A 23469-nucleotide genomic window follows, 5' to 3' on the forward strand; every position below is an offset into this window, starting at 1 on the left:
CGGTAGGGCGGGGGTCTTGTTCGCTCATGTTCAATCCGTTGTCAGTCGTGCGTCAATCGCGCATCTCGCGGCCGGTCAGCTTGAGGAAGACGTCTTCCAGGTTAGCGGGGCGGTGCAGGTAGCGCACGCCGGCACGCCCGTGCAGCGCGGCCAGCAGCGGCGCCGGTTCCTTCACGTAGCAAAACAGCGTTTCGCCGCTGGCCTCGATACGGGCCGCGAGCGGATTCAGTTCGCGGCGCAGGGGGGCGAGATTGTCGCCATACACTTCCACCACATCGCAGCCGATCTGGCTGTCGATCAGTTCATGCGGCTTGCCTTCGGCGATCTTGCGGCCGCCGTCGATCACGCACAGGTAATTGCACAGGCGCTCAGCCTCTTCCATGAAGTGGGTGGTCAGCAGGATGGTCTTGCCGCTGGCCAGCAGCGACTTGAGGCGCTCCCAGATCAGGTGGCGGGCCTGGGGGTCGAGTCCGGTGGTGGGCTCGTCCATCACTAGCAGGTCCGGGTCGTTGATCAGCGCGCGCGCCACTGTCAGGCGGCGCCGCATGCCGCCTGACAGGTCCCGCACCTGCGCGCCGCCACGGCTCTCCAGCCGGGCGAATTCGAGCAGTGCCGGTATGCGGCGTTCTATCTCGGCCCGCTCCAGGCCGAAGTAGCGGCCAAAGATGCGCAGGTTCTCGATCACGGTGAAGTCGGGGTCGAGATTATCGAATTGCGGTACCACGCCCACGCGCATGCGGGCCTGCGGCGCGCGCTGGGGAATGGGTTCGCCGCAGAGGGTGAGACTGCCGGCAGCGGGCGTGGTCAGCCCCAGCAGCAGGCGCAGCGTGGTGGTCTTGCCGGCGCCGTTCGGCCCGAGCAGGCCAAAGCACTGGCCGCGTTGCACGCTCAGGCTGAGATCGTCCACCACGACGGTATCGCCGTATTGCTTGCTTACATTGCGTAGTTCGAGGATGGCAGTCAAGGCAGGAGCGGATCGGGCGCGCCGCTGGCGCAATATCCGCCATTATGCCGGCAGTGGCGCGCCCGGTTTGTGGCGCGCCGCAGCAAGAATCCGCAGATCCGGTTATCTTGCGGGTTCACGCGAGGCGCGAAGCGACCCGGCTACGGGGTGGGCGGGTCGAGAACCGCAGATCGAAGCAAACCAAGGAGACAAGAGGAATGAGTGCGGAAGACACACTGGCCCAGTGGCAGGAAGCCGAACGCCAGGCGCGTGCGCGCATGGGCGAGCCCGGGGTGGCATCGCGAGCGCAACTGCGCGAGCGTGCCGGGCTGCAGTTCTTCGAGGAGCTGCTATCGGGAAAGATGCCCGGCGCGCCCATTGCTCAGCTGATGGACTTTTTCCCGGTGGAATTCGAGTCTGGCCGCTTCGTCTTCCAGGGCACCCCTGGCCCGCAGCACTACAACCCGATCGGCACCGTGCACGGTGGCTACGCCGCGACCCTGCTGGATTCCTGCGTGGGTTGCGCGGTGCATACCATGCTGCCGGCGGGGAAGGGCTACACCACGCTGGAACTGAAGGTGAACTACGTACGGCCGCTGACCTCGCGGACCGGCCCAATCCGCGCGGAGGGCAAGGTTATCAGCCTGAGCACGCAGATCGGTATTGCCGAGGGCCGTATCATCGACACGCAGGGCAAGCTGTACGCCTATGCCACGACCACCTGCCTGGTGTTCCCGATGCCGGCCGACTGAGGCAAAGCGAGTGCGGCGCCATGCCAGGGATGGCTTGGCGCGTTTGTGCCAATGTGCACCATCGGAAACGGGAATGCAGGGAAGTGCGCGCCCGGAGCGGTTGCGACGGCAGGGAGTCGGTAGTGGGAATTGGTACGCATGGCAACGTCGCGCGCAATGGGCGAGTGCATGCAATGCGCCGGCCTTGATCGGTTCGGATGAACGACGGCCAGGGCGGGACGGGGCAGGCTGGGGTCTGGCCGTTTAAGGCCGGACCGCCAACAGCGCCGCGGAAATGGAAAAATCCGCCAGGCGTTGACTGGCGGATTTATGCGGCCTGCGGCAAATCGCGTCTGAGCGCGCTTGCCGCATGCAGTGCCGAAATCAGTACATCTTCTTCGGCAGCATCTGCATGCGCAGACGCTTGCGAAGGCGCGATTCCGCGGCTTTCTTCTTGCGCTTGCGCTCGGTCGTGGGCTTCTCGTAAGCGGTACGGCTCTTGAGTTCAACGATCAGGCCGGTCTGGAGAATGGCCCGACGGAAACGCCGCATTGCAACTTCAACGGGCTCACCTGGTTTCAAGACGATCTTAGTCAATTCTGTCCTTTAGCTTTGCCGCAAAGCGGCGGGTTCAAACGGGGGAAACATTGGCCGCTTCAGGACCCTTCTTGCCCTGTTGCGACTGGTATTGCACTCGCTGGTTATCTTGCAGCGGAGCACCCCCGCGAACCTGAGAGATGTGGACGAACAAGTCCTTGCCACCAGCGTCCGGGGTGATGAAGCCAAAACCCTTCTGGGCGTTGAAGAACTTGACGGTACCAGTTTCCATGGAAAAATCCTTTTTTGAGCGCAAAGAATGCGCCCACTTGCTTTTACACGTTTACGTAAACGCTGTCAAGAAAGCGTGCGGAAAATGCTTTGCAAACTCGCGGGAGTGGCGTATAGTACGCCCCTCTGACGCGGGGTGGAGCAGTTGGCAGCTCGTCGGGCTCATAACCCGAAGGTCGCAGGTTCAAGTCCTGCCCCCGCAACCAGGCCTATTCTACTAAAAAGCCCGCCGACAGTCCCGGCGGGCTTTTTGTCATGCGCGCGGTGATCTATGGGTCATCGCGTCATCAGGCTGGAACAGGCCATCGCCAGCCAGCCGGCTGCCGCGCATGCGCCCATCCAGGACAGCAGTACGGTAACGATCGTCGACCATCTCATGGAAAAACCTCGTGCGGTTCGGCGGCCATCGGTTGCGCCTGTATCACCGGGCACGCCTCAAGCGTGCGCCCCGGCAAGGCCAGCCTCGTCCATGGCGGGTAATGTGATGACAAAGCGCGCGCCGCCCGCGGCGCCGCTGTCCAGTCTTACCTGGCCGCCATGCAGCAGCGCTATGCGCCGCACGATGGCCAGGCCAAGCCCGAAGCCGCCGGTGTGGCGGTTTCGGCTCGAGTCGGGCCGGTGAAAGGGCTCGAAGATGCGTTCGCGCTCGTCCGGCGCAACGCCAGGGCCATCGTCCTCCACGGTCAGGCGCAAGGTGCCTGCCGTGTCGGTTTCGGCGCACAGGTGGATGGCGCCGCTGGCATAGCGGCTGGCATTGCGGCACAGGTTGAGCAGCGCGCGAGCCACCAGCCGCGGATCGCAGATATGGTGAGGGTGGGGTCCGCTGGCGCTCACCGATAGCGTCAGCTTGCGGTCGGCCACCTCGTTGGCGACGCTGGCCGCCACGCTGTCGATCAGTTCGCTGACCGAGACCCGCATCAGCATCATCGGCGCGGCGCCCTGTTCGAGCTGGCCCAGCGTCAGCAACTCCGTGACCAGTTCGTCCAGCTCGCGCACATCGCGGCGCAGGTCCTCCAGGCGCAAGGCCTGGCGCGCCTGCTCCACCTCGCCGCTGCCGGCCGACTGCAGCAGGGCGATGCCGAATTCCAGCCGCGCGATCGGCGTTTTCAGCTCATGCGATATGCCGTGCATCATCTCCCGCTGGTGCACGATCGAGGCTTCGATCTGCTCGGCCATTTCATTGAACTGCCTGGCCAGTCCCAGGATATTGGAGCGCTTGGTCAGGTTGGCGCGGGTCGAGAGCTTGCCATTGCCGAAATCCCTGGCCGCCTGCTGCAGCTTGTCCAGATCGCGCCAGTGGTACCACACCCACGCCACGATCGACAGCAGGGTGGCGAGCGCGATCAGCAGATAGGCGAGCACCGAGATATTGGTGTGATCCTCTTCCTCGCTGCTCGCATGCAGGATCTGGCCATCGCGCAGTGGCAGGTAGTAATCCTTGGCGTCGTAGCTGAGTACCAGCTTGCCGGCGGCGATATCGCGCAACTGCCGTGCATCCAGCTGGGAGAGATCGGCGCGTTCGAGCAGGTCGAACTTCTCGAACGCATGCTTTCGCAGGTTGGCGAGCGCGGCGTCGCGCTCCTTGCCCCGGTGCTGACCGAGATACTCGGTCAGCGTAAAGGCATAGCCCTTGCGGCTTTCGCGCTCGGTCTCGGTGAAGTGTTCGTGAAACAGCGGGATGAAGGTGGTGTTGATGACGGTTACGGCAGCGGCTGCCGCTACGATCACCAGCAGATATAGCTTGAGTAGCGAGCGGACCATTCATTCCTCCCAGGCGGACGGGCTGAACAGGTAGCCCCGGCCCCAGATGGTCTTGATCTTGTGGGGCTCGGGAGAGGCATCCTCGAAGCGCCGGCGCAGCCGCGAGATGCCCGAGTCGACCGTGCGATCGATGCCGTCGAACTCGATGCCGCGCAATTGCTTGAGGATGTCGTCGCGGCTCAGTACCGTACCGGCGGCACGCGCCAGGATCAGCAGCAGGTTGAACTCGGTGGTTTTCAGGTCCACCGCCTGTCCGCGCCAGGTTACCTGCCGGTTGGGCGGCGAGATCGACAGTGCGCCGAACACCAGTTCGCGGTCCATTGGCGCCCGCGTGGTGCTTGCGGGAACCTGCTCGGCGGCAGCGCGCCGCAGCAGGGCGCGGGCACGGGCCACCAGCAACCTGGGTTCGATGGGTTTGACCACGTAGTCGTCGGCGCCCAGCTCCAGGCCGGCCACCTGGTCGTAGGTGTCCACGCGCGCGGTCAGGATCAGCACCGGCACACGCGAGAAAGCGCGAATGCCGCGACAAACCTCCATGCCGTCCAGGTGCGGCAGCATCAGGTCGAGGATGACCAGCGCGGGCCGGTGCGCCTGGACGGCGGCCACCGCGATATCGCCGCGCCGGACCACTTCCACCGCGAATTCGTAGTTGCCCAGATATTCGCTGACCAGTTGCGCGAGGCGGTCGTCGTCTTCGATCAGCAATACCTTGTACTTGGCCATGGCGTCGCTCATGACGGGATTCCCTGGGGCATAAAAGTGCCGATTCTATCCGGCCCGCGGCATGCATTGGCGGTCCGGGAAGCTTCCGGACAAATCTGCACAATTGAACAAGATTTCGCGCGATTTCAGGACAGACAGCGTGCCACGCCACCCCTAATCTGCGGGCTTCGACATCGAGGCCGGGCATCCGTGGAACAGAAGGCGAGAATGCCTTGGCGCGATCAACTACACCTTCCAAGGAGAATGCCATGATGTGGGATTGGCATGCCAGCCTGAACGCACAGGATCTTGTCCGCACGCATGCCTGCGATACACGTCCGGCCGGAGTGGAGTGCCTGCTATTGACGGGCGCCACCGGCTTTATCGGTGGCAACGTGATGGTGGCTGCCATCAACGCGGGACTGGCAGAGCGCCTGCTATGCCTGGTGCGCGGCAACGATGCTGCGGACGCGCTGGAGCGCTTGCGCGCCAATGCGATCCAGTGCGGGCTGCTGGCCAGCCGGGCCGCGTGGCTGACCGTGGACAACGTGCTGCTGGGCTCGCTGGACAGCGATTTCGCGCCGGCGGCGGTGGCTCGCCTGGCATGCGTCACGCATGTCATCAATTGTGCGGCGATGGCTTCGTTTTCCTCCAATGCCCAGGTCACGCGCATCAACGTGCGGGACACGCTCCGCTTCGCTTCCCGCTTTGCGGACAGTCCCGCATTGCGCCGCTTCGTTCACGTCGGTACCGCCATGGCTTGCGGTACGCGGCGCGGGACAAGAGGGCCAAGGGGGACAAGGATTTCCGAGCAGGATGCCAGCGGGGACGACGCCAGCCATCTGGTGCCCTACACGCGCAGCAAGCAGCAAGTGGAACTGCTGCTGCGCCGCGATTTCCCGGGCCTGCCGCTGGTGGTGGCGCGGCCCTCCATCGTAGTCGGGCACACCGTGCTGGGCACGCAGCCGTCGGCCAGCATCTTCTGGCTGTTCCGGATTATCCACCGGGCGCGCCGCTATACCGCCGGGCCGCTGACCCGCATCGACGTCATCGCGGCGGACGACTGTGCGCAGGCCTTGTTGCGGCTGGCGCTGAAACCGGACCTGCGCTTCGATGCCTACCATCTTTCGGCGGGCGCGGGAGCGCCTACCATCGCGCAGGTGGTGGCCGCCATGGACGAGGCGGCCCTGAGCGAAGATGCACCCGCCTACCGCATGTGCCCGGCCAGCGATCTTCCCGTCTTGGCGCACGACGTGGCCCGTACGGAGCGCATCAGCAACCGTCGCCTGATCGAGCGCGCCTTGCGGCTGTACTCGGGATTCGCGGAACTCGGCTATGTGTTCGACAACGGACGCATCCGGGAAGAGATCGACTTCCAGCCTCTATCGATCACCGATTACGTCAGCGAATGCATGCGCACTTCGCACGGCGTGGGCATCCTCGAACAGATGAGCTGGGACTTCAAGGCATGAAACCAGTACCTGCCGGCTTTGCTTTCCTGTGTCGCGCCGCGTTGGCGGGTTGGCTATGCGTGCTGCTGACCGGCTGCGGTGACGAGGAGGCGGCGAGCCCGGATAGCGTGCGCTACAGCGCGCAGATCCGCCGCACCAGCTATGGCGTGCCGCACGTGACGGCGGATGACGAGGCGGGACTCGGCTTCGGCATAGGCTATGCGCAGGCACAGGACGGCATCTGCGTGCTGGCCGACCAGTTCCTGACAGTCGCCGGGGAGCGTTCCCGCCATCTGGAGGCGAACGCCCTCGTGGAGCAGGGTGGGCGCCTGGACAACCGCGCTTCCGATTTCTTCTATACGCAGCTCAACCACGCCGCCGTGCTCGACGAGGCGTGGCGCGCGCAGCCGCCTGAGCTGCGCAGCCGGTTCCTGGGTTTTGCCGCTGGCTACAACCGCTACCTGGAGAAAACCGGCAGGCAAGCGTTGCCGAGGGCCTGCCGCAATGCGGCATGGGTGCGGGATATCAATGAACGGGACCTGATGCGCTTGATGCGCTACTACGCTTCGTTGAATGGCGTCGTGGCCTTTGCGCCGTGGCTGGTGGCAGCGCAGCCGCCCGGCGCGGGCGTCGCGCCTGTGCGCGCCCCGGCGCGGCGTGCGCGGGTGGCACTCGCGCAAGCGGCCGCGGCAACGGGCGCGAGTACCTACCGGACCGGCAGCAACGGCGTGGCGCTGGGGCGTGATGCGACCAGGAACGGGCAGGGCATGCTGCTGGGCAACCCGCATTTTCCCTGGCATGGCATTACCCGCATGATGCAGTTGCATCTCACCTTGCCGGGCCGCATCGACGTCATGGGCGCGACGCTGCCGGGCATGCCGGTCATCGGTATCGGTTTCACGCGGGAATTCGCCTGGACGCATACCACCGCGTCGTCCTCGCATGAAACCCTGTTCGAGCTGGATCTCGATCCGGACGACCCGACCCGCTATCGTGTTGACGGCGTTTCGCGGCCGATGCAGCGCCAAGTGGTGACGATCGACGTGCGGCAGTCTGACGGCAGCATCGGGCAGGAGTCGCACACCTTCTACCTCAGCGAATTCGGCATGGTACTGGCGCTGCCTGAAAGCGTGCCCGGCCATGGCTGGACCCGGACCAAGGCATATGCGCTGCGCGACGCCAATACCGAGAACCATCGCATGGTGGCGCAATGGCATGCGATGAACCGGGCGCGCTCGCTGGCGCAACTGAGGGAGTCGGTCGAGCGCGTGCTCGGCAATCCGTGGAACAACACCATCGCCGTCGACAGCGGTGGCACCGCCTTGTTCATGGCGCTGACGCCCGTGCCGAATGTCAGCGCGGCGCAGCTGGCGCGCTGCGGGCGCGGCTCCGTGGCTGGCAGGTTCGTGCTGCGCGGCACGCCGGCGTGCCAATGGGCCGACCAGCCCGGCACGCCGCAGCGCGGCATCTTCGCCGCCGCCGGCTTGCCGGTCATCCAGCGCATGGATTACGTGCAGAACTCCAACGATAGCGCCTGGCTCACGCAGCCGGCGGCGCCGCTCACGGGGTACTCGCCGTTGGTGAGCCAGTCGGATTACCCGCAGGGAGGGCGCACGCGCATCGGTATCCAACAGCTGGAGGCACGGCTCGCCGGAACCGATGGCCTGCCCGGGCGCGGCATGACGCTGCCGCAACTGGAGGCCATTGCCCTGAGCAATCGCGTCTATTTCGCGGAACAGGTGATGGATGACCTGCTCAAGCTGTGCCGCGCCACGCCCGCCGCCAGCACGCGCGATGGCGTGCCGGTCAGGCTTGGCGAGGCTTGCGAGCGCCTGGCCGCCTGGGATCGCACGGCGGGGCTGGGCAGCAATATCGGCTATCTCTATTTCGAAAAATTCTTCGCCGCCATCGGCGAGGAGCCGTCGGTATGGGCCGTGCCGTTCGATGCACGAGACCCCGTCGGCACACCACGCGGCCTGAGGCTCAATGACGCCGCCGCTGCGGGATTGCTGCGGCGCGCCCTGGCGGACGCGGTGCATGCGGTGAACGGCAGCGGCGTGCGGCCCGATATCACCTGGGGTGAATTACAGGTGGTGCGGCGCGGCACGCGCAAGATCCCGATCCACGGCGGCAGCGACGCGCTGGGCGTGTACAACATGATGGAAAGCCGGGAGCAGCCGGACGGCACGCGCGAGGTGATGCATGGCACCAGCTACCTTCAGGCAGTGTCGTTCGGCCCTGCGGGGCCGCATGCCGAGGCGTTCCTGGCCTACTCGCAATCGTCCGACCCGGACTCGCCGCACGCGGCCGACCAGACCGAGCGGTTTTCCCGGAAGCGCTGGATCGCGTTGCCTTTCACCGAGGCCGAGATCCGGGCCGACCCGGGCTTCAGCGAGCGACGGATCTGGCAGTGAGCATGTGACTCAGGCGGTGCTTTGCGGCCGGCAAGGGGTAGGGCGCCGGGGCGGCTCCGCGTCCCTGCCGGCGGCAGCCCCCGCCCGGCGGGCCGACTGATGCATACCGCACGATGCGGTGCCTGCAGAAGTGTTACTCTTTTGAGTGATACCTACCAGGAGATCACCGTGAGCCGCAAAACCCCCATCGAGCGCTATCGGAACATCGGTATCAGCGCGCACATCGACGCCGGCAAGACCACCACCACCGAACGCATCCTGTTCTACACCGGGGTCAATCACAAGATCGGCGAAGTCCACGACGGCGCGGCCACCATGGACTGGATGGAGCAGGAGCAGGAGCGCGGCATCACCATTACCTCGGCCGCCACCACGGCGTTCTGGAAGGGGATGGCGGGCAACTATCCCGAGCATCGCATCAATATCATCGACACGCCCGGACACGTGGACTTCACCATCGAGGTGGAGCGCTCGATGCGCGTGCTCGACGGCGCCTGCATGGTCTACGACGCGGTGGGCGGGGTGCAGCCCCAGTCCGAGACCGTCTGGCGCCAGGCCAACAAATACAAGGTGCCGCGCATCGCCTTCGTCAACAAGATGGATCGCGTCGGCGCGGACTTCTTCCGGGTGCGCGCGCAGATTGCCGACCGGCTCAAGGGCACGCCGGTGCCGGTGCAGGTGCCGATCGGCGCCGAGGACGGCTTCCAGGGCGTGATCGACCTGGTCAAGATGAAGGCCACCGTCTGGGACGACACTAGCCAGGGGCTGCATTTCGAGTATCGCGAGGTACCCCCCGAGCTGCTGGCGCTCGCCAGGGAATGGCGCGAAAAGATGGTCGAGGCGGCGGCGGAGGCCAGTGACGAGCTGCTGCACAAATACCTCGGCGGCGAGCCGCTGACAGAAGAGGAAATCAAGGCCGCCCTGCGCAAGCGCACCATCAACAACGAGATCGTGCCGATGCTGTGCGGCAGCGCTTTCAAGAACAAGGGCGTGCAGACGCTGCTCGACGCGGTGATCGACTACCTGCCGTCGCCCGCGGACGTGCCCGCGATTCTCGGCCATACCGTGGATGACAAGGAGGCCGAGCGCCATCCCAACGATGAAGAGCCGTTCTCCGCGCTGGCTTTCAAGATCATGACCGATCCCTTCGTCGGCCAACTGATCTTTTTCCGCGTTTATTCGGGTGTGGTGAACTCCGGCGACACCGTGTACAACCCGGTCAAGGAGAAGAAAGAGCGGCTGGGGCGGATCCTGCAGATGCACGCCAATGTGCGTAGCGAGATCAAGGAGGTGCGCGCGGGCGATATCGCCGCGGCGGTCGGACTCAAGGAGGCGACCACCGGCGATACGCTGTGCGATCCCGATCAAGTGATCATCCTCGAGCGCATGAGCTTCCCGGATCCGGTGATTTCCCAGGCCGTCGAGCCCAAGACCAAGGCCGACCAGGAAAAGATGGGGCTTGCCTTGAACCGCCTGGCGCAGGAAGACCCGTCATTCCGCGTGCATACCGACGAGGAATCGGGGCAGACCATTATCTCGGGGATGGGCGAGTTGCACCTGGAAATCCTGGTGGACCGCATGCGGCGCGAGTTCGGCGTGGAGGCCTCGGTCGGCAAGCCGCAGGTGGCCTATCGCGAAACCATCAAGCAGGCGGCCAAGGATATCGAGGGCAAGTTCGTCAAGCAGTCCGGCGGACGCGGCCAGTATGGCCACGTGGTGCTCGATATCGAGCCGCAGGCACCGGGCAAGGGCTACGAGTTTGTCGACGCCATCAAGGGCGGCGTGGTGCCGCGCGAGTTTATTCCGGCCGTCGACAAGGGCATCCGCGAAACGCTGGCGACCGGCGTGCTGGCCGGCTATCCGGTGGTGGACGTGAAAGCCACGCTGGTGTTCGGCTCCTATCACGACGTCGACTCGAACGAGAATGCGTTCCGCATGGCCGGCTCCATGGCATTCAAGGAAGGCATGCGCCGTGCCAGGCCGATCCTGCTCGAACCGATGATGTCGGTGGAAGTCGAGACGCCGGAGGAGTTCACCGGCAACGTGATGGGCGATCTGTCCTCGCGGCGCGGCGCTGTGCACGGCATGGAAGATATCGCCGGCGGCGGCGGCAAGCTGGTGCGCGCCGAGGTACCGCTGGCCACCATGTTCGGCTACTCGACCTCTTTGCGGTCGCTGACCCAGGGCCGCGCCACTTACACCATGGAATTCAAGCACTACACGGAAGCACCGGCGAGCGTGGCGGAGGCGGTCGTCAATAGCCGGCAGACGCGCTAGCGCGTCCTGAGCGGCAGGACAGGGGCGCTGCCCGCCACCCGGCGCCCGGTTCGACTCGATGGGAGATTGCCATGGCAAAGCATCTGTTTCCCCAATTCTCCGCCGATGAGCAGCGCGAGGTCGTCGCCCTCTGCGCGCGGATCGGTTTTCTACCGGAAGATTTCGAGATCACCGATGAGGGATCCGAGCCGGCCAGTGGCGGTGTACGGCGGCGGCAGGTCAGCATCCGGCGGCTGGCGACCCAGGCGCAGAGTGTCTACGACGCGAGTGAAGGACCGGGCTGGATAGAGGAGTTCGAGAGCGATCTCGAGTGTGGCCTGTTCGGGCAGCCTTCGAGGCAGGCGCCGGCCTGAGGCAATGACGGCTTGAGCATGCCCGAGCGTTTGTTGCGCGCGGCCCGAATGGTCTGGGCGTGGCCCACTTACCGCAGCTTCTCCGCTGTTTTCCGCGCCCTCCCGGCAGGGAGAAATGGAGAAAGCCAAATGGAAAAGGCCCGCAATTTCTTGCGGGCCTTTCACATTCTTTGGCTCCCCGAGCTGGGCTCGAACCAGCGACCTGCGGATTAACAGTCCGTCGCTCTACCAACTGAGCTATCAGGGAACAGCTGAGAAAAGGATTATAACCAGTCTCTCTTTTATCCGTCAACACCCTCGCGACAATTTCTTTTGCTACCGGTGCTGCGAAACTTCTGGTTTCGTCTGAACGTGCCATTGGCCCAAGCCGGTGATGCTGGTCTTGCGCGTTTGGTGCTCGGTGACGAGGGCCACATTATAGGCGGCCTTTTGTTCTTTTGCCATAAAAAATCATCGCCAGAATGATTTTTTATGTGGCCGCGTTCGAATGCCGAACGCGGCCCTTTATGCCCGGCCTTGCGCTCAATCGAATACTGGCGAATCGACACCGAGGATCTTGTGCAGCTTCGGCGAGGTGGTGGTGTACTGCATGTGGATCTTCTTCTCGGGGAAGATATACGGCGCGGCGCCGAAGGCTGCCAGCGCGGCTTCATGGAAGCCCGAGAGGATCAGCTTCTTCTTGCCGGGGTAGGTGTTGATGTCACCCACGGCGAAGATGCCGGGGATGTTGGTCTCGAACTTCTCCGTATCCACCTTGATCTGCTTGCGCTCCAGGTCCAGGCCCCATTCGGCGATCGGCCCCAGCTTGGGCGACAGGCCGAAGAATACCAGCAGGTCGTCGAGCGGCAGGCGGCGGGTCACGCCGTCGGCGCCCGTGACCTTGATCTCGGTGAGCAGGCCGTCTTTCTCTTCATAGCCGCTGATCTGGCCCACCACGAACTGCATCTCCATCTGCTCGCACAAGTCCTTCATCTTGGCGACCGATGCCGGCGCCGCGCGGAAGCCATCGCGGCGGTGGATCATGACCACCGACTCGGCCTTGCCGACCAGGTCAAGCGTCCAGTCCAGCGCGGAGTCGCCGCCACCGACCACGACCAGGTTGCGGCCATGGAAGCGGCTCGGATCCTTGACGCGGTAGAACAGCTGCTTGCCGTCGAATTTGTCGATGCCGTCCACCTTGACCGTGCGCGGCTGGAACGAGCCGACGCCGGCGGCGATGAAGATGGTCTTGGTGATGAAGCGGGTTCCGAGCGAGGTCTCAACGAAGAAGCGGCCGTCTTCGCGGCGCTCCACCACGGCCACTTCCTGCCCCAGGTGGAAGGTCGGCTCGAACGGCTCGATCTGCTTGAGCAGGTTGTCGGTCAGTTCCTGGCCGGTGCAGATGGGCACGGCCGGGATGTCGTAGATGGGCTTGTCCGGATAGAGCTCCACGCACTGGCCACCGACCACCTTGAGGGAGTCGATCACATGCGCCTTGATTTCGAGCAGGCCAAGTTCGAAGACCTGAAAGAGTCCGACCGGGCCGGCGCCGACGATCAGCGCGTCGATTTCCAGCGGCTGGCCGCCACCCGCATGGCCGGAGGCGATGTGGCTGGTGGCGTCGGCGACGGGGTTAGGGATGCTCAAGTCCATATTCGTCCTGATACGTTGTGGGCACACAGGCGTGCCCGGCATTACGGGAAAGCGCGTGGGTGGGGACGGCTTTCTGACCTGTCTTTTGGGCGTGCAGGTATCAGCGTTGCAGGTATTGCAGCTTGTCGGCCGTGTCCTTCCATTCCTCGGCTTCGGCCAGCGGGGCCTTGGTCTTGGTGATGGAGGGCCAGTTGCGCGCCAGTTCGGCGTTCAGGTCGATGAACTGCTGTTGGTCGGCCGGCACGTCTTCCTCGGCATAGATCGCGTTGACCGGGCATTCCGCCACGCACACCGCGCAGTCGATACACTCATCCGGGTCGATGGCGAGGAAGTTGGGGCCTTCGCGGAAACAATCGACCGGACACACGTCAACGCAGTCGGTATAGCGGCAACGGATGCAGGATTCGGTGACAACGTGAGTCATTTCGGTTCCAGAAAAACGGGTCGGCTTCGATGGGAATGGGTTCGGCTTGCTGTGCCTTGCGCGTCACGCCTGCGCGGATTCACGATGCGCGGAGCGAACGAAGGCCGTGGCCTTTCAAAGACCGATATTGTAGCTGAGCCGTTCCGCGTAGGTAATGGCCCTATATAGCCAGATCAGATAGTTTTCTTATTTCTTTATGTGGATTTGATCCAAGGCAGTCCCTGTGCCTGGCGTCATGTGCTGCGCTAGCCGGTATGCCGTTGGCGTTGTATGCTGGCTGGGGCCTGTCCGCGCGCTGTCGCCGCGCGCTTACCTTCTCAGGAGTGCGCCATGCCAAGTCCAGTCCGGGAGTCGCCGCACCAGCGCCGGCCGAGCCGTATCGCTGCCGCCGTGCTCGGCCTGGCAACGCTGGCCGCGTGCTTGGCCATGCCGGCCGCGCGCGGCCAGACGCTGGCCCGGTCAGGGCCGCCGGACAGCGTGGTGGCCCGCCTGATGGCCTGGCGCATGACAAGCGACGGGCCGGTGCCGCTGTCCGCACTTGCCCGTTTCAACTGGGATACCTTCGGCGTGGTGACCCAGGCGGCGGGCGAGGCCATGGCCAATTGCGGCCAGGCCGGATTTCTCCCCTGCGACGCCGACCTGCAGCCGGCGCGTGGCGCGCCGGTCCAGGTGCTGGTGTTCCGGCTCGGCACGCAGCGGGTCTACCAGGAACGTATCACGGCCCGCTCGGCGGAGTTCGCCGAGCCGTTGCCTGCCGACGTGCCGCGCTCCCTGGCCACGCTGGTCGGGTGCCCCGGCTACCGGGGCCAGGTCTTGTGGTGCCTGCGGGGCAGCGCGCGGGGCCGCTTGCCCGATCCGTTTCTCGACGGTGGGTGAGACCGTGCAGGTCCGTGCCCGCGACGGGGTCATGCCGGGTGTCTGCCGCACTTTCGGTTAGCATGTTGCTCTGACCCGGCACCGCCGTCTGGCCCGATATGATCATTACCTCATTGCTCGACACCGACCTGTACAAGTTCACCATGATGCAGGTGGTGCTGCATCACTTCCCCGCGGCACAGGTCGAGTACCGCTTCAAGTGCCGCAATGCCGGCGTCGACCTGACTCCCTACGTCGACGAGATCCGCGAGGAAATCGCCCAGTTGTGCCAGGTGCGTTTCACCGAGGACGAGCTGGTTTACCTGCGCGGGCTGCGCTTTATCAAGAGCGATTTCGTCGATTTCCTCGGCCTGTTCCACCTCAACGAGAAATACGTCACGGTCGCGCCCGCCGCTCCCGGCAGCGGCGAGATCGAGATCACCATCCGCGGGCCCTGGCTGCACACCATCCTGTTCGAAGTGCCGCTGCTGGCCATCGTCAACGAGGTGTACTTCCGCCGCACCCAGCCGCAGCCGGACTGGAGCGAAGGGCGCAGGCGCCTGGAGCAAAAGCTGGCCCTGCTGAAAATGCCCGGCCACGCTGATTGCGTGATCGCAGACTACGGCTCGCGCCGCCGCTTCTCGCGCGACTGGCAGGAGGAGGTATTGCAGACCATGCGCAGGGTGCTCGGCCCGCAACTGGCCGGCAGCAGCAATGTCCATTTCGCGCGCATGCACAACCTGATTCCCCTTGGCACCATGGCGCACGAATACCTGCAGGCCTGCCAGGCCCTGGGGCCGCGCCTGCGCGATTCCCAGGTGTTCGCGCTCGAGGTCTGGGCCAAGGAGTATCGCGGCGACCTCGGCATCGCCTTGTCGGACACCTACGGCTTCGATGCCTTCCTGCGCGATTTCGATCTTTATTTCTGCAAGCTGTTCGACGGCGTGCGCCACGATTCCGGCGACCCTTTTGCCTGGGGCGAGCGCATGCTGGCGCATTACGCCGCGGGCCGCGTCGACCCGCAGGGCAAGACCCTGATCTTCAGCGACAGCCTGGATATCCCGCGCGTGATCGAGTTGTACGAGCGTTTCGGCGGACGCTGCCGGCTTGCCTTCGGGGTGGGTACCAACCTGACCAACGATCTCGGCTACACGCCGTTGCAGATCGTCATCAAGATGACGCGCTGCAATGGGCAACCGGTGGCCAAGCTGTCCGACACCCCCGAGAAGACCATGTGCGACGACCCGGCCTACCTTGCCTATCTGCGGCAGGTATTCAGCATCACGGCGCCGGCATAGCCCGCCACCCGGCCTGTTCCCGGCTTCGCGCGCTCACCATCACCCGATCCGGGCAGCCGATCCACCAACCAATCAACGGAAAGCACGTCATGGAAACCAACTCCGCCCGCGACCGCATCTTTGCCCGCATCCGTGCCGCCCAGGGCCGCGCGGCCGGGGTCAGCAACGGCGAGCGCGCAGCGGTGGCCGATTACCTGTCGCGCCATCCCGCCGGACCGAGGCCGGCCGCGCCGGCGGACCGTGTCGCGGCTTTCCAGGCCCAGGCGCTGAAGATGGCTTCCACGGTGGAACGGGTGGCTGCGCAGGCCGATGTGCCGGCAGCGGCAGCGCGCTACCTGGACGGTCTTGGCCTGACCCGGCGCGCGGTTGCCTGGGATAGCCTGGGTGCGCTCGACTGGCAGGCGCAAGGCCTGACGGTGGAGTGCCGGCCGCCCGTGCGCGACGCCGAAGCCGACCGCGAGCACGGCGACCTGGTAGGCATTACCGGCTGTTTTTGCGCGATCGCCGAGACCGGCTCGCTGATGCTGCTGTCCGGCCCGCAGACCTTTGCATCGGCCGCGCTGCTGCCGGAGACGCATATCGCGGTGGTGCCGGCTTCGCGCATCGTCGACGGCCTGGAAGATGCCTTCGCGCTGATGCGCCGCGAGCGCGGGGAACTGCCGCGCGCCACCAATATCATCAGCGGACCGTCGCGCACCGGCGATATCGAGCAGACCATCGTGCTGGGCGCACACGGGCCATACCGCGTGCACGTGATTCTTGTCGAGCAGGACTGAGCGCGAGCGGGCAGGGTAGCCGGAATGCGTGGAATCCCGCGGCGATTGCTTTACACTTGAGGGCCTCGCCGCGCACCCGCGGCCCGCTGGACGGGCCGGGCGGGTCCGTGCGCTTTCTCCGCCCGCAGCCTGGATCAAACGCGGGTGCAGCAATCCCGAACAAGGAGATCCCGCCCGATGCGACGTGCCTCCGCACTGCTACTTCCGCTGGTCCTGCTGCTTACCTGCCTGCCAAACGCGGCAAGTGCCGCCGATCTCGATGGCGCCACGCTGTCGCCGTTGTGGGCGCTGCCGTTTGCCGGCACCCTGCTGTCGATCGCACTCTTCCCGCTGATCGCGCCGCGCTTCTGGCATCACCATTACGGCAAGATCGTCGCCGGCTGGGCGGTGTTGTTCATGGTGCCGTTCGCGCAGGCTTTCGGCGTTCATGCCGCGGCCGCCAATGCCGTGCATGCCCTGCTGTCGGAGTACATTCCCTTTATCGCACTGATCGCCGCGCTCTACATCGTGGCCGGCGGCATCTGCGTGCGCGGCAACCTGCATGGCACACCGCGCCTGAACACCGGCCTGCTTGCGCTCGGCACCGTGCTGGCCAGCCTGATGGGCACCACCGGCGCCGCCATGCTGCTGATCCGGCCCCTGCTGCGCGCCAACGACAACCGCCGGCATGTGGCCCACGTGGTGGTGTTTTTCATCTTCCTGGCGGCCAACGCGGGCGGTGCGCTGACGCCGCTGGGCGACCCGCCGCTGTTCCTTGGTTTCCTCAAGGGCGTGGATTTCTTCTGGACCCTGCGCAACATCCTGCCCGAGACCCTGTTCATCTGCAGCGCGCTGCTGGTGATCTTCTATTTCGTCGATCGGCACTACTACCTGAACAAGGAAGAGGAACTGCCGCCGGCGGACGATCCCACGCCGGATTCGCCGCGCATCCGGATCGAGGGCAAGCGCAATTTCGTGCTGCTGCTGGCAGTGGTCGGGCTGGTGCTGATGAGCGGCCTGTGGAAGCCCGGCATCGAGTTCGACGTGATGGGCACCATGGTGGGCTTGCAGACTGTGGTGCGCGACGTGATGCTGGTGGTGGTGGCACTGGTGTCGCTGCTGATCACACCGGTTACGGCGCGCACCGGCAACGAGTTCAACTGGGAGCCGATCCTGGAAGTGGGCAAGCTGTTCGCCGGCATTTTCCTCACCATCATCCCGGTGATCGCCATGCTCAAGGCCGGCACGGACGGCGCCTTCGCCGGCGTGATCCGGCTGGTCAGCGACGCGGGCGGGCAACCCATCGACAGCATGTACTTCTGGGCTACCGGCATCCTCTCGTCCTTTCTCGACAACGCGCCGACCTACCTGGTGTTCTTCAATACCGCCGGCGGCGACCCGGCCACGCTGATGACGCGCAACGCCTCCACGCTGGCGGCGATCTCGGCCGGCGCGGTGTTCATGGGCGCCAATACCTATATCGGCAACGCCCCCAACCTGATGGTCAAGGCGATCGCCGAAAGCCGCGGCGTGCGCATGCCCAGCTTCTTCGGCTATATGCTCTGGTCGATCTGCGTGCTGGTGCCGCTGTTCCTTGTCATGACCCTTATCTTCTTCCGCGTGTGAACATGGCCAAGCCTTCCGTTCTAGTGACCCGCGCCGTCTTTCCCGACGTGATCGACCGGCTCGCGCAGTATTTCGACGTCGACAGCAACCAGCAGGACGAGGCGCTCGACGGGGCCGCGCTAAAGGCCCGGCTGGCGGGAAAGGCCGGCGTGCTGGCCAATGCCGCGGACCGCATCGATGGCGAGCTGGTGGCCGGGCTGCCCGCGCTGCGCGCGGTCTGCAACATGGCGGTCGGCTACAACAACCTCGACGTGCCGGCACTGACCGCTGCGGGCATCGTGGCGACCAATACGCCCGATGTGCTGACGGAAACCACCGCTGACTTCGGCTGGGCCCTGCTGATGGCAACCGCGCGCCGCGTGACCGAATCCGAGCACTGGCTGCGCGCCGGCAAGTGGGAGCGGTGGAGTTACGACATGTTCCTCGGCATGGACCTGTACCGCAGCACGCTTGGCATCCTCGGCATGGGCCGCATCGGCCAGGCGCTGGCGCGGCGCGCTGCGGGGTTCGGCATGTCCGTGCTCTATCACAACCGCAGCCGCCTGCCGCACGAGACCGAGCGCGCGCTCAATGCGCGCTACGTGAGCAAGGCCGAACTGCTGGCGCAGTCGGATCACCTGCTGCTGGTGCTGCCCTATAGTGCGCAGAGCCATCACAGCATCGGCGCGGCCGAACTGGCGCAGATGAAGCCGTCGGCCACGCTCGTCAACCTGGCGCGCGGCGGCGTGGTCGACGATGCCGCGCTGGCCGAGGCGTTGCGCGAACGGCGCATCTTTGCCGCCGGGCTGGATGTGTTCGAAGGCGAGCCGCAAGTCCATCCCGGCCTGCTTGCGGTGCCGAACGTGGTGCTGACCCCGCATATCGCCAGCGCGTCCGAGAAGACCCGGCGCGCCATGGCCGACCTGGCCGCGGACAACCTGATCGCCGCGCTCGGCGCGGGGCCGCAGGCCGGTCTTCCGCCGTCGGTGATCAATCCCGAGGTGATGGCGCACCGCCGCTGATCGTCTCGCTGCGCGTGCCGTACCGCTCGCGTGCTGGCGTCGCCAGCCTGCCGCAGCGGCACGGCCTCTTCCTTCACTTCGCCCATTCATGACCCTGATTCCCCTGTTGACCCTGGTCTTCGCGCTGGTGGCGGTGCTGCTGCTGGCAATCCTGCTGCTGCGGCCGCGTGGCACGCAGGATGCCGCCAGTCCGGAAATGCTGCGCCTGCTTGGCGAGCTGCGTGCCGAAAGTGCACGCGGCAATGAGCGCCTGGAACGCGAGTTGCGCACGGAGGTGACCGAGAGCGCGCGCGTTGGCCGTGGCGAATCCGGCCAGCAGATGATGCGCTTCCAGCAGGCGCTGTCCTCTCAGCTCACCAGCATCGCCACGCTGCAGAACAACCAGATCGACATGTTTGCCCAGCAACTGGCCAAGCTGACCGAGTCCAACGCCCAGCAACTGGAGCAGGTCAGGCAGAACCTGCAGCAGCAGGGGCAGCAGGCGCGCGAGGAGCAGGGCAGCGCGCTGCGCCGCTTCGGCGACATGCTGCAGCAGCAACTGGCGCAGATGTCCGAGAGCAACGAGCGCCGCCTGGGCGAAGTGCGTGCCACGCTGGAGCAGCGGCTCAAGGAGATCGAGGCCAACAATGCGGGCAAGCTCGAGGAGATGCGCCGCACCGTCGACGAGAAGCTGCACGCCACGCTCGAGCAACGCCTGGGCGAGTCCTTCAAGCTGGTGTCCGACCGGCTCGAACAGGTGCATCGGGGCCTTGGCGAGATGCAAGTGCTGGCGCAAGGCGTGGGCGACCTGAAGCGGGTGCTGACCAACGTGAAATCGCGCGGCACCTGGGGTGAAGTGCAACTGGAGATGCTGCTCGAACAGATGCTGACCGCCGAGCAGTACGCCAAGAACGTCGAGACGGTCCGCAATACCGGGGCACGCGTGGAGTTTGCGATCCGGCTGCCGGGCAAGGACGCGGCAGGCGGGCAGGTGTGGCTGCCTATCGATGCCAAGTTTCCGAAAGAGCAGTACGAGCGCCTGCTCGACGCGCAGGAGCGTGGCGATGTCGACGGCGTGGCGCTGGCCGGGCGCGAACTGGAAGTCGCCATCAGGCGCGAGGCGCAGACGATTTCCGAGAAGTACGTCTCGCCGCCGGCCACCACCGATTTCGCCATCCTGTTTCTGCCGACCGAGGGACTGTATGCCGAGGTCCTGCGGCGCCCGGGGCTGGCCGACCTGCTGCAGCGGAACTACCGGGTCACCGTGGCGGGGCCAACCACGCTGGCCGCCTTGCTCAACAGCCTGCAGATGGGCTTTCGCACCCTGGCGCTGGAGCGCCGTTCCAGCGAGGTGTGGGAGGTGCTGGGCGCGGTCAAGACCGAGTTCGGCAAATTCGGCGTAGTGCTGGCCAAAACCCGCGACACCCTGGAGCGTGCTGCCCGCAACATCGAGCAGGCCGAGATACGCACGCGCCAGATGGAGCGGAAGCTGCGTACGGTCGAAGCGCTGCCCGGCGAAAATGCGCAGGAGTTGCTCGGCCTTGCCACGGCGCCCGGCGACGAGGCGGAGGCTGGCTGACGAGGGCGGATCCCTCAAGGCGGCGCCCAAAAGCAAAAAAGCGCATCGGCTCGATGCGCTTTCTTGCTTTGGGCAAGCCGCTTGCGGCTGGCGCCGCGGCTCAGGACAGGTCGCGGATCGTTACCTCGATGCCGCCGAAGCGCGCGGCAACCCAGTTGTACGCCTTGCAGGCCAGCCAGAGCAGGCCGAAGCCGATCAGTGCATTCAGAATCAGCGCCGTGAATACCGTGATGCCGGGCAGGTCGCCGTAGCGGATAAACGCAACGAACAGTCCCAGCGAGACGATGGGCACCGAAAAGCAGAGGTACACGAGCACGAGCGCGCGAGCGGTTTTGACCGGGTGGAGGTACGCAATCTCCTGATTCATGACAGCTGGGGCAGTAAGCAAAGTAATGTTGCGCAAGTGTATCGAATGGGGGAGGCTGCGCATAGCCCGGCACCTGCGGGGTATGGAAAACCGCCGATCTGGCCGCTAAACGCCGGAAAAACTGCGGCACAAAAACGACACAGAGGTGCCGCCGACGCACCTTGCCGCGGCGGGCACGGACCGTCGCGCCAGCCGCCGCACCGGCGTTACACCAACCCGTCGAAGAGCATGACCTCGACCTCGTCGCCGGCCGCCACCGTGCCCTGCTCGTGTCCCAGCACGATGAAGCAGTTGGCTTCGCTCATCGAGCGCAGCACGCCCGAGCCTTGCTGGCCGGTAATACCGACCTGCCAGCTGCCGTCCGCCGCCGGCGCCAGGATGCCGCGCTGATACTCGGTCCGGCCGGGCTTCTTGCGGATCGGCTGGGCGCTGCGCACGCGCATCAGCGGCAGGGGCGCCACCTTCGCGCCCATCTGCCGGTGCAGCGCAGCGCGCACGAACTGGTAGAACGTCACCATCACCGCCACGGGGTTGCCAGGCAGGCCGAACAGCAGCGCCTCGCGGCCATGGGAGGCGATGCGGCCGAAGGCCATGGGCCGCCCCGGGCGCATGGCGATCTTCCAGAAGGTCACATCGCCGAGCTGGGCCATGATCTGCTTGGTGTAGTCGGCTTCGCCCACCGAGACGCCACCCGAGGTGATGACCGCATCCGCGCTTTCGCAGGCGGTGCGAAAGGCGGCTTCCAGCGCGGCGGGGTCGTCGCGCACCACCCCCATGTCGATCAGATCCACATTCAGGCGCTGCAGCATGCCGTGCAGCGTATAGCGGTTGGAGTCGTAGACGCAGCCCGGGTCGAGCGGCTCGCCGATCGAGCGCAGTTCGTCGCCAGTGGAGAAGAAGGCCACGCGCAGGCGGCGGCGTACCTTGACCTCGGCCACGCCCAGCGAAGCCAGCAGGCCGATGTCGGCGGGCTTCAGGATGCGCCCGGCCGCCAGGGCCGGCTGGCCGACCGCCAGGTCTTCGCCGCGCAGGCGGCGGTTGTCGCCCGCTCGCACCGCGTGGGCGTCGAAGCGGATCTGCTCGCCCCGCACTTCCACGAATTCCTGGGGGATCACGGTGTCGCAGCCCGCTGGCATGATGGCGCCGGTCATGATGCGCACCGCCTGCCCGCGTGCGACCGGCTCGCCGCACGCTGCGCCGGCGAAGGCACTGCCGATCACCGCCAGGGCAAGTTCACCGGCGGCGGCCAACTCGCTGCCGCTGAAGGCGTAGCCGTCCATGGCGGCATTATCGTGCGCGGGCACGTCCAGCGTGGAGATCACGTCCTCGGCCAGCACGCGGTCGAGCGCCGTGCGGATGGCGACCTGCTCGGTGCCGCGCACCGGTTCGACCACCTCGGCGATGATCTGGTTGGCCTGAGCCACCGGCAGGGCGCCGGGGTCATAGTCGGACAGGCAGGAAATGACGGATTGCAGTGATGGCATGGAACGGTTCCCGGGACAGCGGTCTGGCTTGGGTTGTCAGCGCGCTTCCAGCGTGCGCAACTCATCCAGGGTGTTGATATTGGCGAAGGCGCCAGCGTCTTCGAACAGCACTTCGGCAAGGCGATGGGAGGCGGCCCAGGTCTCGATCTTCCGGCCGCCGCCGTCGAGGAAGGCGACCAGGCCATCGAGCGCCGTTACCGGCATCAGGCAGAACACGGGCTGGGTTTGCCGGCGGCCTTGTGCGTCGATGGTGACGGGAATAGCCATTTCCGCGCCTTGCTCGCCGATGGCGCTGGCCAGCCGCGCCGCCAGGTCGGCCGGCAGGAAGGGGGAGTCGCAAGGCGCGCTAAGCATCCAGCCGGTCCGGCAATGCTCCAGCCCGGCCAGCATGCCGGCCAGCGGGCCGGCGAAGTCTGGCACGGAATCGGCGATGACCGGTACGCCGAATGACCCATACGCGGCCAGGTTGCGGTTGGCGTTGATCAGCATGGCGCCGGTCTGCGGCGACAGCCGCGTCAGCGTATGCATGGCCATGGGAGCGCCACGGAAGGGCTGCAGGCCTTTGTCGGTGCCGCCCATGCGGCTGCCCCTCCCGCCGGCCAGGATCAGGCCGGTAATATCGTCGCGTGAAATCATCAGGGATAGAGGGTTGGGGTTGGCGCGGCAGGCCATATGGTGTTTCGCCGTCAGCCACCGATATAGGACATTTCGATCTTGCGTTCGGCGCGGGCCTGGCGCACCGCCGGGTTGCTGCGCTGTTCGGAGTAGTTGTCGGTGCGTCCTTGCCAGACCCCGGCAATCGCGTTGGAGATTGCCAGGTCGCTGTGTTCGCCGCGCAGCAGCGCGCGCAGGTCGTAGCCTTCGGTGGCGAACAGGCAGAGGTAGAGCCGGCCTTCGGTGGACAGCCGGATACGGCTGCAATCGCCGCAGAAGGCGTGGGTGACGCTGGAGATCACGCCGATCTCGCCGGCGCCGTCGCGGTAGCGCCAGCGCTCGGCGGTCTCGCCGC

Annotated in this window: 21 protein-coding genes, 2 tRNA genes and 1 pseudogene; 12 read left to right on the top strand and 12 right to left on the bottom strand. The window is 65.7% G+C overall.

What is annotated here, in order from left to right:
* Positions 1-52: 52 nt before the first annotated feature.
* Positions 53-964, bottom strand: a complete 912-nt coding sequence (gene nodI, locus P3W85_RS17840; RefSeq protein WP_017228661.1) for a nodulation factor ABC transporter ATP-binding protein NodI — start codon at positions 962-964, stop codon at positions 53-55.
* A gap of 197 nt (positions 965-1161) precedes the next feature.
* On the opposite strand from nodI, the gene P3W85_RS17845 reads away from it, so the two are divergent.
* Positions 1162-1695: a PaaI family thioesterase gene (locus P3W85_RS17845; protein WP_276265776.1), complete on the top strand. Its 534-nt coding sequence runs from the start codon at positions 1162-1164 to the stop codon at positions 1693-1695.
* Between the two features lie 363 nt (positions 1696-2058).
* Here P3W85_RS17845 and rpsU read toward each other — a convergent pair whose 3' ends face one another.
* Complete coding sequence (gene rpsU, locus P3W85_RS17850) at positions 2059-2271, bottom strand: 30S ribosomal protein S21 (protein ID WP_006158571.1); 213 nt, start codon at positions 2269-2271, stop codon at positions 2059-2061.
* Positions 2272-2305: 34 nt separating this feature from the next.
* Entirely contained in the window at positions 2306-2503 is a 198-nt protein-coding gene (locus P3W85_RS17855; RefSeq protein ID WP_006158572.1) for a cold-shock protein, read from the bottom strand.
* A gap of 129 nt (positions 2504-2632) precedes the next feature.
* Here P3W85_RS17855 and P3W85_RS17860 point away from each other — a divergent pair.
* Positions 2633-2708, top strand: a tRNA-Met gene (locus P3W85_RS17860).
* Between the two features lie 229 nt (positions 2709-2937).
* On the opposite strand, the gene P3W85_RS17865 is transcribed toward P3W85_RS17860, so the two are convergent.
* Positions 2938-4263 carry an ATP-binding protein gene (locus tag P3W85_RS17865; RefSeq protein ID WP_276265777.1) on the bottom strand — a complete coding sequence of 442 codons (1326 nt, stop codon included), beginning with the start codon at positions 4261-4263 and terminating at the stop codon, positions 2938-2940.
* The gene (locus P3W85_RS17870) at positions 4264-4998 is read right to left on the bottom strand and encodes a response regulator (protein WP_017228665.1); all 735 of its coding nucleotides are present in this window, start codon (positions 4996-4998) and stop codon (positions 4264-4266) included. It abuts the gene before it with no gap.
* 236 nt (positions 4999-5234) lie between these two features.
* Here P3W85_RS17870 and P3W85_RS17875 point away from each other — a divergent pair, with 236 nt between their 5' ends.
* The 4 genes from P3W85_RS17875 (at position 5235) to P3W85_RS17890 (ending at position 11460) form a co-directional block, all read left to right on the top strand.
* The gene (locus P3W85_RS17875) at positions 5235-6437 is read left to right on the top strand and encodes an SDR family oxidoreductase (RefSeq protein WP_017228666.1); all 1203 of its coding nucleotides are present in this window, start codon (positions 5235-5237) and stop codon (positions 6435-6437) included.
* Entirely contained in the window at positions 6434-8830 is a 2397-nt protein-coding gene (locus P3W85_RS17880; RefSeq protein WP_276265778.1) for a penicillin acylase family protein, read from the top strand. The genes P3W85_RS17875 and P3W85_RS17880 overlap by 4 nt, the downstream gene beginning before the upstream one ends.
* Before the next feature lie 168 nt (positions 8831-8998).
* On the top strand, positions 8999-11107 hold the full coding sequence (fusA, locus tag P3W85_RS17885) for an elongation factor G (protein ID WP_035814085.1): 2109 nt from the start codon (positions 8999-9001) through the stop codon (positions 11105-11107).
* A gap of 71 nt (positions 11108-11178) precedes the next feature.
* Positions 11179-11460, top strand: a complete 282-nt coding sequence (locus tag P3W85_RS17890) for a hypothetical protein (protein WP_017228670.1) — start codon at positions 11179-11181, stop codon at positions 11458-11460.
* Between the two features lie 171 nt (positions 11461-11631).
* Here the strand turns inward: P3W85_RS17890 and P3W85_RS17895 are convergent.
* The 3 genes from P3W85_RS17895 to fdxA form a co-directional block, all read right to left on the bottom strand.
* Positions 11632-11707 (bottom strand) — tRNA-Asn (locus P3W85_RS17895).
* Positions 11708-11982: 275 nt separating this feature from the next.
* On the bottom strand, positions 11983-13092 hold the full coding sequence (locus P3W85_RS17900; RefSeq protein WP_017228672.1) for an NAD(P)/FAD-dependent oxidoreductase: 1110 nt from the start codon (positions 13090-13092) through the stop codon (positions 11983-11985).
* A 100-nt stretch (positions 13093-13192) separates the two neighbouring features.
* On the bottom strand, positions 13193-13516 hold the full coding sequence (gene fdxA / locus P3W85_RS17905; RefSeq protein ID WP_017228673.1) for a ferredoxin FdxA: 324 nt from the start codon (positions 13514-13516) through the stop codon (positions 13193-13195).
* A 330-nt stretch (positions 13517-13846) separates the two neighbouring features.
* Between fdxA and P3W85_RS17910 the strand changes: the two genes are divergently transcribed.
* The 6 genes from P3W85_RS17910 (at position 13847) to P3W85_RS17935 (ending at position 20609) form a co-directional block, all read left to right on the top strand.
* On the top strand, positions 13847-14392 hold the full coding sequence (locus tag P3W85_RS17910; RefSeq protein ID WP_276265779.1) for a hypothetical protein: 546 nt from the start codon (positions 13847-13849) through the stop codon (positions 14390-14392).
* A 98-nt stretch (positions 14393-14490) separates the two neighbouring features.
* Positions 14491-15669 carry a nicotinate phosphoribosyltransferase gene (gene pncB / locus P3W85_RS17915; RefSeq protein ID WP_017225968.1) on the top strand — a complete coding sequence of 393 codons (1179 nt, stop codon included), beginning with the start codon at positions 14491-14493 and terminating at the stop codon, positions 15667-15669.
* An 89-nt stretch (positions 15670-15758) separates the two neighbouring features.
* A complete protein-coding gene (locus tag P3W85_RS17920) occupies positions 15759-16445 on the top strand; it encodes a LutC/YkgG family protein (protein WP_276265780.1) in 687 nt (228 codons plus the stop codon).
* Between the two features lie 177 nt (positions 16446-16622).
* On the top strand, positions 16623-18050 hold the full coding sequence (locus P3W85_RS17925) for a sodium:proton antiporter (RefSeq protein WP_017225970.1): 1428 nt from the start codon (positions 16623-16625) through the stop codon (positions 18048-18050).
* Positions 18051-18052: 2 nt separating this feature from the next.
* Positions 18053-19051, top strand: a complete 999-nt coding sequence (locus P3W85_RS17930) for a 2-hydroxyacid dehydrogenase (protein ID WP_035809777.1) — start codon at positions 18053-18055, stop codon at positions 19049-19051.
* An 88-nt stretch (positions 19052-19139) separates the two neighbouring features.
* Positions 19140-20609, top strand: a complete 1470-nt coding sequence (locus tag P3W85_RS17935) for a DNA recombination protein RmuC (protein ID WP_276265781.1) — start codon at positions 19140-19142, stop codon at positions 20607-20609.
* A 100-nt stretch (positions 20610-20709) separates the two neighbouring features.
* On the opposite strand, the gene P3W85_RS17940 is transcribed toward P3W85_RS17935, so the two are convergent.
* From P3W85_RS17940 to P3W85_RS17955, 4 genes and pseudogenes are all read right to left on the bottom strand, one after another.
* Complete coding sequence (locus P3W85_RS17940; RefSeq protein ID WP_006158586.1) at positions 20710-20976, bottom strand: hypothetical protein; 267 nt, start codon at positions 20974-20976, stop codon at positions 20710-20712.
* A gap of 206 nt (positions 20977-21182) precedes the next feature.
* Positions 21183-22460: a molybdopterin molybdotransferase MoeA gene (gene moeA, locus P3W85_RS17945; protein ID WP_276265782.1), complete on the bottom strand. Its 1278-nt coding sequence runs from the start codon at positions 22458-22460 to the stop codon at positions 21183-21185.
* A gap of 36 nt (positions 22461-22496) precedes the next feature.
* A complete protein-coding gene (mobA, locus tag P3W85_RS17950; RefSeq protein ID WP_035809782.1) occupies positions 22497-23096 on the bottom strand; it encodes a molybdenum cofactor guanylyltransferase MobA in 600 nt (199 codons plus the stop codon).
* Between the two features lie 50 nt (positions 23097-23146).
* Positions 23147-23469 (bottom strand): annotated as a pseudogene (locus tag P3W85_RS17955) (GTP 3',8-cyclase MoaA); the annotation flags it as partial.

Origin of the sequence: Cupriavidus basilensis, from assembly GCF_029335485.1 — a bacterium.
GTDB classification, from domain to species: Bacteria; Pseudomonadota; Gammaproteobacteria; order Burkholderiales; family Burkholderiaceae; genus Cupriavidus; species Cupriavidus basilensis_E.